The organism is Streptomyces sp. NPDC059371, assembly GCF_042751995.1.
Taxonomy (GTDB): domain Bacteria; phylum Actinomycetota; class Actinomycetes; order Streptomycetales; family Streptomycetaceae; genus Streptomyces.
The window spans coordinates 1-8,502 of the sequence record NZ_JBHYXD010000175.1; the positions used below are offsets into that span (position 1 = coordinate 1).

At 71.8% G+C, this 8,502-nt stretch carries 8 protein-coding genes and 1 pseudogene; 6 read left to right on the forward strand and 3 right to left on the reverse strand.

From position 1 onward, the window contains the following. Together ACFXGX_RS42465 and ACFXGX_RS42470 are read right to left on the reverse strand one after the other, a co-directional pair. Nucleotides 1-523 (reverse strand): annotated as a pseudogene (locus ACFXGX_RS42465) (DNA helicase RecD); the annotation flags it as partial. Further along, nucleotides 520-1,503 carry an aldo/keto reductase gene (locus ACFXGX_RS42470; protein ID WP_384803617.1) on the reverse strand — a complete coding sequence of 328 codons (984 nt, stop codon included), beginning with the start codon at nt 1,501-1,503 and terminating at the stop codon, nt 520-522. The pseudogene ACFXGX_RS42465 and the gene ACFXGX_RS42470, both read right to left, overlap by 4 nt. Nucleotides 1,504-1,647: 144 nt before the next feature. On the opposite strand from ACFXGX_RS42470, the gene ACFXGX_RS42475 reads away from it, so the two are divergent. After that, the gene (locus tag ACFXGX_RS42475) at nt 1,648-2,703 is read left to right on the forward strand and encodes an LLM class F420-dependent oxidoreductase (protein WP_384803620.1); all 1,056 of its coding nucleotides are present in this window, start codon (nt 1,648-1,650) and stop codon (nt 2,701-2,703) included. Between the two features lie 251 nt (nt 2,704-2,954). Then, a complete protein-coding gene (locus tag ACFXGX_RS42480) occupies nt 2,955-3,743 on the forward strand; it encodes a ferritin-like domain-containing protein (RefSeq protein ID WP_384803623.1) in 789 nt (262 codons plus the stop codon). A 13-nt stretch (nt 3,744-3,756) separates the two neighbouring features. Here ACFXGX_RS42480 and corA read toward each other — a convergent pair whose 3' ends face one another. Further along, the gene (corA, locus tag ACFXGX_RS42485) at nt 3,757-4,755 is read right to left on the reverse strand and encodes a magnesium/cobalt transporter CorA (protein WP_384803638.1); all 999 of its coding nucleotides are present in this window, start codon (nt 4,753-4,755) and stop codon (nt 3,757-3,759) included. Between the two features lie 98 nt (nt 4,756-4,853). Between corA and ACFXGX_RS42490 the strand changes: the two genes are divergently transcribed. The 4 genes from ACFXGX_RS42490 (at nt 4,854) to mshC (ending at nt 8,361) form a co-directional block, all read left to right on the forward strand. Beyond that, nucleotides 4,854-5,540 carry a histidine phosphatase family protein gene (locus ACFXGX_RS42490; protein WP_384803626.1) on the forward strand — a complete coding sequence of 229 codons (687 nt, stop codon included), beginning with the start codon at nt 4,854-4,856 and terminating at the stop codon, nt 5,538-5,540. A gap of 115 nt (nt 5,541-5,655) precedes the next feature. Next, nucleotides 5,656-6,246: a DUF3090 domain-containing protein gene (locus ACFXGX_RS42495; RefSeq protein ID WP_384803629.1), complete on the forward strand. Its 591-nt coding sequence runs from the start codon at nt 5,656-5,658 to the stop codon at nt 6,244-6,246. Continuing rightward, a complete protein-coding gene (locus ACFXGX_RS42500) occupies nt 6,210-7,037 on the forward strand; it encodes an SCO1664 family protein (protein WP_384803632.1) in 828 nt (275 codons plus the stop codon). Before ACFXGX_RS42495 ends, ACFXGX_RS42500 begins: the two co-directional genes overlap by 37 nt. 94 nt (nt 7,038-7,131) lie before the next feature. Further along, nucleotides 7,132-8,361 carry a cysteine--1-D-myo-inosityl 2-amino-2-deoxy-alpha-D-glucopyranoside ligase gene (gene mshC / locus ACFXGX_RS42505; protein WP_384803635.1) on the forward strand — a complete coding sequence of 410 codons (1,230 nt, stop codon included), beginning with the start codon at nt 7,132-7,134 and terminating at the stop codon, nt 8,359-8,361. Nucleotides 8,362-8,502 lie beyond the last annotated feature (141 nt).

Below are 8,502 nucleotides of genomic sequence, written 5' to 3' on the forward strand. Positions count from 1 at the left end.
TGGGGCTAGTGGGGGGCGGGGGCCAACCCCCCGGGCGGGGGGGGGCCGGTGCCGCGAGCGGCTGCGGTCGCCGCACGGGCTCCGGGGCGGCCCGGCGCGGAGCGGGATCCGGCTCGCGGAAGGCGGTGGCCACGGGCTTCTCGCCGCTCTCCACGGCCCGGACCGCCGCGAGCAGGTCCGCGGCCGTGCCGCTGAGCCTGCCGCCTGCCTCGATCGGCGCCTGCTTCTCCGCCTTGCGCCGCTCGATCCGCTCCCGCTCCACACGCTGGGCCGCCAGTTCGGCGGCCGCCTCGGACACCTGCGCGGCCCCTTCGGCGGACCCGGCGCCCTCGGCGCCCGTGCCCCCCTCGGCACCCGTGCCCCCGTCGGTGTGTTCGCCCTCGCCGCCGGAGACGTCCCCGTCCCCGGAGCGCGCGTCCGCCCGTCCCACGTCCTCGCCCGTCGGCTCAGAGGCGCCGGCGGCGGTGTCCGCGCCCGGCGTCTCCGGCTCCGCGTCCTGAGTGGTCTCGGGCTCCGTGCTCACAGCGTGCTCCAGTCGTGATCGGGATAGTGGTGCACCGGGGCCGACACGTCGTCGAGCGCCCGGCAGATCTCGTCAGGAAGACTAAGCTCCTCCACTGACAACGCGGCCGCGAGCTGCTGCGCGTTGCGCGCGCCGACGACGGGCGCGACGACCCCGGGCCGGTCGCGGACCCAGGCGAGCGCCACCTGGAGCGGGGTCACGGCGAGACCGTCCGCCGCGATCGACACCGCCTCCACGACACCGCTCGCCGTCTCGTCGAGATAGGGCGCCACGAAGGGCGCGAGGTGTTCCGAACCGCCCCGGGAGTCGGCCGGCGTCCCGGCCCGGTACTTGCCGGTGAGCACACCGCGCCCGAGCGGCGAGGAGGGCAGCAGGCCGACGCCGAGGTCGAGGGCGGCGGGCAGCACCTCCCGTTCGATGCCGCGCTGCAGCAGGGAGTACTCCATCTGCGTACTGGCCAGCCGGGTGCGTATGCCGGGTGCCGAGAGCTGCCAGGTGGCGGCTTTGGCGAGCTGCCAGCCGCAGAAGTTGGACACGCCCGCGTAGCGCGCGCGACCGCTGCTGACGGCCAGATCGAGGGCCTGGAGGGTCTCGTCGAGCGGCGTGTCGGGGTCGTACGCGTGCACGTGCCACACGTCCACGTAGTCGGTGCCCAGGCGGGCGAGCGAGGCGTCCAGGGCCGACAGCAGATGACTGCGCGAGCCGTCGAAGCGGCGGTCCGGCTCGCGCACGCTCCCCGCCTTCGTCGAGATGACCAGGTCCCGGCGCGGAACGAGCCCTTCCATGAGCTGCCCGAGGAGGTACTCGGCCTCCCCGTCGCCGTACACGTCCGCCGTGTCGACGAGGTTCCCGCCCGCTTCCCAGAACGTCTTCAAGAGGTTCGCGGCGTCATGCTCGTCGGTGTCCCGCCCCCATGTGAGGGTGCCGAGTCCGATCCGGGAAACACGCAGGCCGGTACGGCCGAGATGCCTCTGCTCCATGGACGCCGAGATTACTGTCCGGCACCGGCGGTGTGGGGGCCTGTGGACAACGGAAATCCAGCGGAAGGCCGCTCCCCGTCAGGGGCGCCCGCACGCTAGGGTCTCGGGCACAAGGGACGTTACTGATCGGTAAGGGGATCGGCCATGCAGCTCGGCATCAATCTCGGCTACTGGGGCGCCGGAATGGACGCGGACAACCTCGCCGTCGCCCGCGAGGCCGACCGGCTCGGATACGCCGTCTGCTGGGCCGCCGAGGCGTACGGCTCCGACGCGGCCACCGTGCTGAGCTGGGTCGCCGCCCAGACCGAGCGCATCGACGTCGGTTCGGCCATCTTCCAGATCCCGGCGCGCCAGCCCGCGATGACCGCGATGACCGCGGCGACGCTGGACTCGCTGTCGGGCGGCCGCTTCCGCCTCGGCCTCGGCGTCTCCGGCCCGCAGGTCTCCGAGGGCTGGTACGGCGTCAAGTTCGACAAGCCGCTGGCCCGCACCCGCGAGTACGTGGAGATCGTGCGCAGGGCCATGACACGCGAGCGGCTGTCGTACGAGGGTGAGCACTGGACCCTGCCGCTGCCCGGCGGTCCGGGCAAGCCGCTCAAGCTGACCGTGCACCCGGAGCGCGAGCACATCCCGCTGTACATCGCCGCGATCGGCCCGAAGAACCTTGAGCAGACCGGCGAGATCGCGGACGGCGCGCTGCTCATCTTCCCCTCGGCCGAGCACATCGAGGACACCGCGCTCACCCACCTGCGCGCGGGACGCGAGAAGGCCGGGAAGACGATGGAGGGATTCGACGTCTGCCCGACCCTGCCGCTCGCCGTCGGCGCCGACAAGGACGTCCCCGCGCTCGCCGACATGTTCCGCCCGTACACCGCCCTGTACGTCGGCGGCATGGGAAGCCGCAAGCAGAACTTCTACAACCAGCTCGCGCAGCGCATGGGCTACGAGAAGGAAGCCGCCGAGATCCAGGACAAGTACCTGTCCGGCGACAAGGAGGGCGCCGCGGCCGCCGTCCCCCACACGCTGATCGACCAGACGACCCTGCTCGGCTCGGTCGACCGCATCGCCGACCGGATGCGGGAGTACGCCGCCGTCGGTGTCAACACGCTCACGCTGGCCCCCGCGGGCTTCACGCTGGAGGACCGGATCGCCTCGCTGCGGGCCGGCACCGACGCTCTGGAGCGGGCCGGAGTCGCGTAACCCCGGCGGGCCGGACTCGCGTAACCCCGGCGGAATCGCCGCCGGGAGGTTTCTGCGGCCGTGGTGGGGGCTCGGGGGTCTTCCCCGCCACGGCCGTCACGGGGAACAACGCGCCGACGGCCCCTTGGTTACGCGTCCGGGCCCGCCGCGCCGTCCATCATTCGGCGGATTTGTCGGACACATCGGTTGCCGGGTCCCAGACAACCCATTTGACTCGTTTTCTGCACAACTCTGCAGAGAGGGTGTCAATCATGCTGTCCGCCAAGAGCCTGTTCCAGGAAATCCTCGGCAACGACGAGTCGTACCGCCTCTTCTGTTCCATCGCCGCGAGCGGGGAGTCGCAGGGCGGCTGGGAGAACGCCCGGATCGCCGCACTCGTCCCGGAGAGCGAGCGCGCCCTCGCCCCCAAGATCGCCCGGCACGGCGCCGACGAGGACAAGCACGGACGGATCTTCAACGCCCTCATGAGGAAGCGCGGCCTCGAACCCGTCGAGGTGCCGCCCGACACCGACTACACGATGCTCCTGGAACGGCACGGCATCGGCCTCGCGCACGACAAGCTCAAGGGCGACCAGCCCCTCACCGTGCGGGACATCGTCACCTATCTGGCCCACAGCAGGGTCACCGAGCAGCGCGCCTCCGAGCAGATGGACCTGCTGCGCATGCACTTCGCCGACCACCCCGACATCGGCCGCGCGGTGCGGATGATCGCGGCCGACGAGGACAACCACCTCGCCTACTGCCACGAGGAACTGCTGCGCTTCGCCCACGCCGGCCACGGCCGCGCCATCCAGCAGGCGCTGCGTGAGTGCGCGCTCGCCGAGATCCGTGTCTACCGGGACGTCAGCCTCGCCGTGATGGCCCACATGGGCCGCCTCCTCGGCTGGTCCCGGGCCAAGGCGGCACTCCTCGCCGCGGGCATCCACGCCGTGTACGCCTACGAGCGCGCCGCGGGCTGGCGCCGGATGGTCACCCTGAAGATGCCCGAGCTTCGCGGCGCCCTGAACGGTCCCGGCGCCACGGCACCGGAATTCGCCTGAACCGCGCGCGGACCTACAGCCAGCCCCGCCGCTTGAAGAGCCGGAACAGCCCGAACTCCAGGACGACCATGCCCCCGATCACCGCCGGATACGACCACAGCCAGTGCAGCTCGGGCATGTGATCGAAGTTCATGCCGTAGATCCCCGCGATCATCGTGGGGACCGCGGCCATGGCCGCCCACGCCGAGATCTTCCGCATGTCGTCGTTCTGCCGCACGCTCATCTGCGCCAGATGCGCCGACAGGATGTCGGACACGAGCCGGTCCAGACTCTCCACGGACTCGTTGACCCGCAGCAGGTGGTCGTTGACGTCACGGAAGAAGGGCTGCGCCTCGCCGTCGACGAACGGCACGTCCGCCGTCTTCAGGCCCGAGCCCGCGAGCCGTGCCAGCGGCATCGCCAGCGGCACCGTCGCCCTGCGGAACTCCTGGACCTGCCGCTTGAACGCGTAGATCCGCGAGGCGGTGTGCCGCGAGCCGCCGAGATGGGGCGAGAAGACCTCCGCCTCCAGCTCCTCCAGGTCGGTGCCGAGCTCGATCGCCACGTCCAGGTAGTGGTCCACCGTGGCGTCCGCGATCGAGTGGAGCACCGCCGTCGGCCCGTGCCGCAGCTTCTCCGGATCCGACTCCAACCGCTGCCGGACCGACTTGAGCGGCGACTCCTCACCGTGCCGCACGGTCACCACGAACGAGTCGCCCACGAAGACCATGACCTCGCCCGAGGTGACCGTGTCGCTCCGCGGCTCGTACGACACCGGTTTGAGGACCACGAACAGCGAATCCTCGTACACCTCCAGCTTGGGGCGCTGATGGGCCTTGAGGGCGTCCTCGACAGCCAGCGGGTGGAGCCCGAACTCCTCCGTGACCAGGTCGAACTCGTCCTCCGTCGGCTCGTACAGGCCGATCCAGACGAACGCGTGGCCCCCGGCACGGCAGTGCGCCAGGGCTTCGGAGAGGTCGTCGGCGCCCTCGGTCCGGCGGCCGTCACGATAGATGGCGCAGTCGACGATCACGGTGCGCATTCTCCCTTCGCCTTGGCCCCGTCGCACGACGGGGGCCGCTTTCCACAGGGCCCGCCGCCTTCCCGGGCCGTCCGTTTACGCTGGGCCGCATGCCCACCCTGATCCTCGTCCGGCACGGACGCTCCACCGCCAACACCGCGGGACTGCTCGCCGGCTGGACGCCCGGCGTCGCGCTCGACGAGCGCGGTACGCAGCAGGCTTCGGCCCTGCCCGGCCGGCTGGCCGGGCTGCCGATCGCCGAGGTCGTCACCAGCCCCCTCCAGCGCTGCCAGGAGACCGTACAGCCCCTGCTCGAGGCCCGCCCCGAGGTCCCCGTGCACACCGAGGAACGCATCGGGGAGGCCCACTACGGCGACTGGTCCGGCCGCAAGCTCGCCGAGCTCAAGGACGAGCCGCTGATGGACGTCGTCCAGGCACATCCCTCCGCGGCCGCGTTCCCGGGCGGCGAGTCGATGCGGGCCATGCAGACCCGCGCCGCCGAAGCGGTACGCGAGTGGAACGCGCGCGTGGAGCGCGACCACGGCGGTGACGCGGTCTATCTCATGTGTTCGCACGGCGACATCATCAAGTCGCTCGTCGCCGACGCACTCGGACTTCATCTCGACCTCTTTCAGCGGATCTCTGTGGAACCGTGTTCCATCACCGCGATCCGTTACACCCGGCTGAGGCCCTTTCTCGTGCGTCTCGGGGACACCGGCGATCTCGCCTCCCTGGCCCCGCGCGAGGAAACCCCGGAGGGCGACGCACCGGTCGGAGGCGGTGCGGGCGCACCGTGATCGTCGGCCGCAGTAGGGTGAAGCGGTCGAACCAGCACAGTAGTTGTCAACCCGTTCTCAGCCGACGCGGGCCGAAGGTCAGCCGGCTCCCCTGCCGATTCAATGGAGACAGGACGTGTCCCGTCAGGTGTTCCTCTACGACCCCCCGGACCGCTTCGTGGCCGGTACGGTCGGGTTGCCCGGACGCCGTACCTTCTTCCTGCAGGCATCCTCCGGCCCCCGGGTGACGAGTGTGGCCCTGGAGAAGACCCAGGTCGCCGCGCTCGCCGAGCGCATGGACGAACTCCTCGACGAGGTCGTCCGGCGTACCGGAGGCAGTGCCCCGGTCCCCGCCATGGCCTCCACCGAGGTCTCCGACACCGCCCCCCTCGACGCCCCCGTGGAGGAGGAGTTCCGGGTCGGCACCATGGCGCTGGCCTGGGACGGCGAGGAACAGCGCATGATCGTCGAGGCGCAGGCACTCGTGGAGGTCGAGGCGGAGTCCGACGAGGACCTCGCCGAGGCCGAGGAGCGGCTGCTCCAGGACGAGGAGAACGGCCCGCCCATGCTCCGGGTCCGGCTCACCGGAGCCCAGGCCCGCGCCTTCGCCAAACGGGCCCTCGACGTCGTCAACGCCGGCCGGCCCCCCTGCCCGCTGTGCAGCCTCCCGCTCGACCCGGAAGGACACGTATGTCCGCGCCAGAACGGATACCGTCGCGGAGCGTGACGATCGCCGAGCTGCTCGCACGGGGCGAGCTGAAGGTACGCGGACGGATCCGCGAGGCCTCGAACGCGGTGCTCTACTGCTCCGTGTCCTACGAGGGCCGTGAGGCATTCTGCGTCTACAAGCCCGTCGCCGGGGAACGGCCTCTGTGGGACTTCCCCGACGGCACGCTCGCCCAGCGCGAGGTCGCGGCCTACGAGGTCTCCGAGGCGACCGGCTGGGGGCTCGTGCCCACCACCGTGCTGCGCGACGGACCGTACGGCGAGGGCATGTGCCAGATGTGGATCGAGCCCTCCGCCACGGAGGACGGGGACGGGCTGCTCGCGCTCGTGCCCGGCGAGGAACCCGCCGAGGGCTGGAAGGCCATCGGATTCGCCGAGGTCGGCGAGGGCGAGACGGCCCTGCTCGTGCACGCCGACGACGCCCGGCTGCGACGCCTCGCCGTCCTCGACGCCGTGATCAACAACGCCGACCGCAAGGGCGGCCATCTGCTGCCCGCGCAGGAGGGCCGCCTCTACGCCATCGACCACGGGGTCACCTTCAACGCCGAGAACAAGCTGCGCACCCTGCTGTGGGGATGGGCGGGCGAGCCGCTCACGGACGAGGCCCTTCAGGTCCTGGCCTCCCTGCGCGACGCCCTGGCTCCCGGCGCACCCCTGGCCACCCGCCTGGCCGAACTCGTCACCCCCGCCGAGATCGAGGCCACACGCGCGCGGGTCGAGGGCATGCTCGCCTCCGGAAAGCACCCGGAGCCGAGCGGGGACTGGCCCGCGATCCCCTGGCCTCCGGTGTAGCGCGCCGCCGCGTCCGCACCGCGCGACACGGTCCTGCCAACGTCAGTTCATGCCCAGTTCGTATACGGAAGTCCCGTCCGGTTAGGCTCATGACATGTATGCCTGGCCCGCTTCTGAGGTCCCCGCCCTGCCTGGTGAGGGCCGCGACCTCCGGATCCACGACACCGCGACCGGTGGGCTCGTGACCCTCGCCCCCGGTCCCGTCGCCCGTATCTACGTGTGCGGCATCACGCCGTACGACGCCACCCACATGGGACACGCGGCGACCTACAACGCGTTCGACCTTGTGCAGCGCGTGTGGCTCGACACCAAGCGGCAGGTTCACTATGTCCAGAACGTGACGGACGTCGACGACCCTCTGCTGGAGCGGGCGACGCGCGACGGCATCGACTGGGTGGGACTCGCCGAGAAGGAGACCGCCCTCTTCCGCGAGGACATGACCGCCCTGCGGATGCTGCCGCCGCGCCACTACATAGGCGCCGTCGAGGCGATACCCGGCATCGTGCCGCTCGTCGAGCGGCTGCGGGACGCCGGAGCCGCCTACGAACTCGAAGGCGACGTCTACTTCTCCGTCGAGGCCGACCCCGACTTCGGCAAGGTGTCCAACCTGGACGCCGCCACGATGCGCCTGCTCTCCGCCGAACGCGGCGGCGACCCGGACCGGCCCGGCAAGAAGAACCCCCTCGACCCGATGCTGTGGATGGCCGCCCGCGACGGCGAGCCGAGCTGGGACGGCGGCTCACTGGGCCGCGGCCGCCCCGGCTGGCACATCGAGTGCGTCGCCATCGCCCTCGACCACCTCGGCATGACCTTCGACGTCCAGGGCGGCGGCTCCGACCTCGCCTTCCCGCACCACGAGATGGGCGCCTCGCACGCCCAGGTGCTGACCGGCGAGTTCCCCATGGCCAAGGCGTACGTCCACGCCGGCATGGTCGCGCTGGACGGCGAGAAGATGTCGAAGTCCAAGGGCAACCTGGTCTTCGTGTCCCGGCTGCGGCGTGACGGGGTCGACCCCGCCGCCATCCGGCTGTCGCTGCTCGCGCACCACTACCGGTCCGACTGGGAATGGACGGACGCCGTCCTCGAAGAGGCCGTCGCGCGCCTGGACGACTGGCGGGCCGCGGTGTCCCGTCCCGACGGGCCGTCCGCCGACGCGCTCGTCGCGGAGATCCGCGCCGCGCTCGCCGAGGACCTCGACGCACCGGCCGCGCTCGCCGCGGTCGACCGCTGGGCCGCGCTCCAGCACGAGACGGGCGGCACGGACGAGGGCGCCCCCGGCGTCGTCTCGCGGGCCGTCGACGCCCTCCTCGGCGTCGCCCTGTAGCACCTCGCCCCGCCGCGGTCCCACGAGCGCGGCGGGACACCCGAGTGGGGGGGGGGGGGACCCCCCCCCCCCCGCCGCGGGTGTGGGGATCCCCCCCCCCCGAGCCCGAGGCGCGCAGCGGGGGGGGGGGGCCCGGGGCGG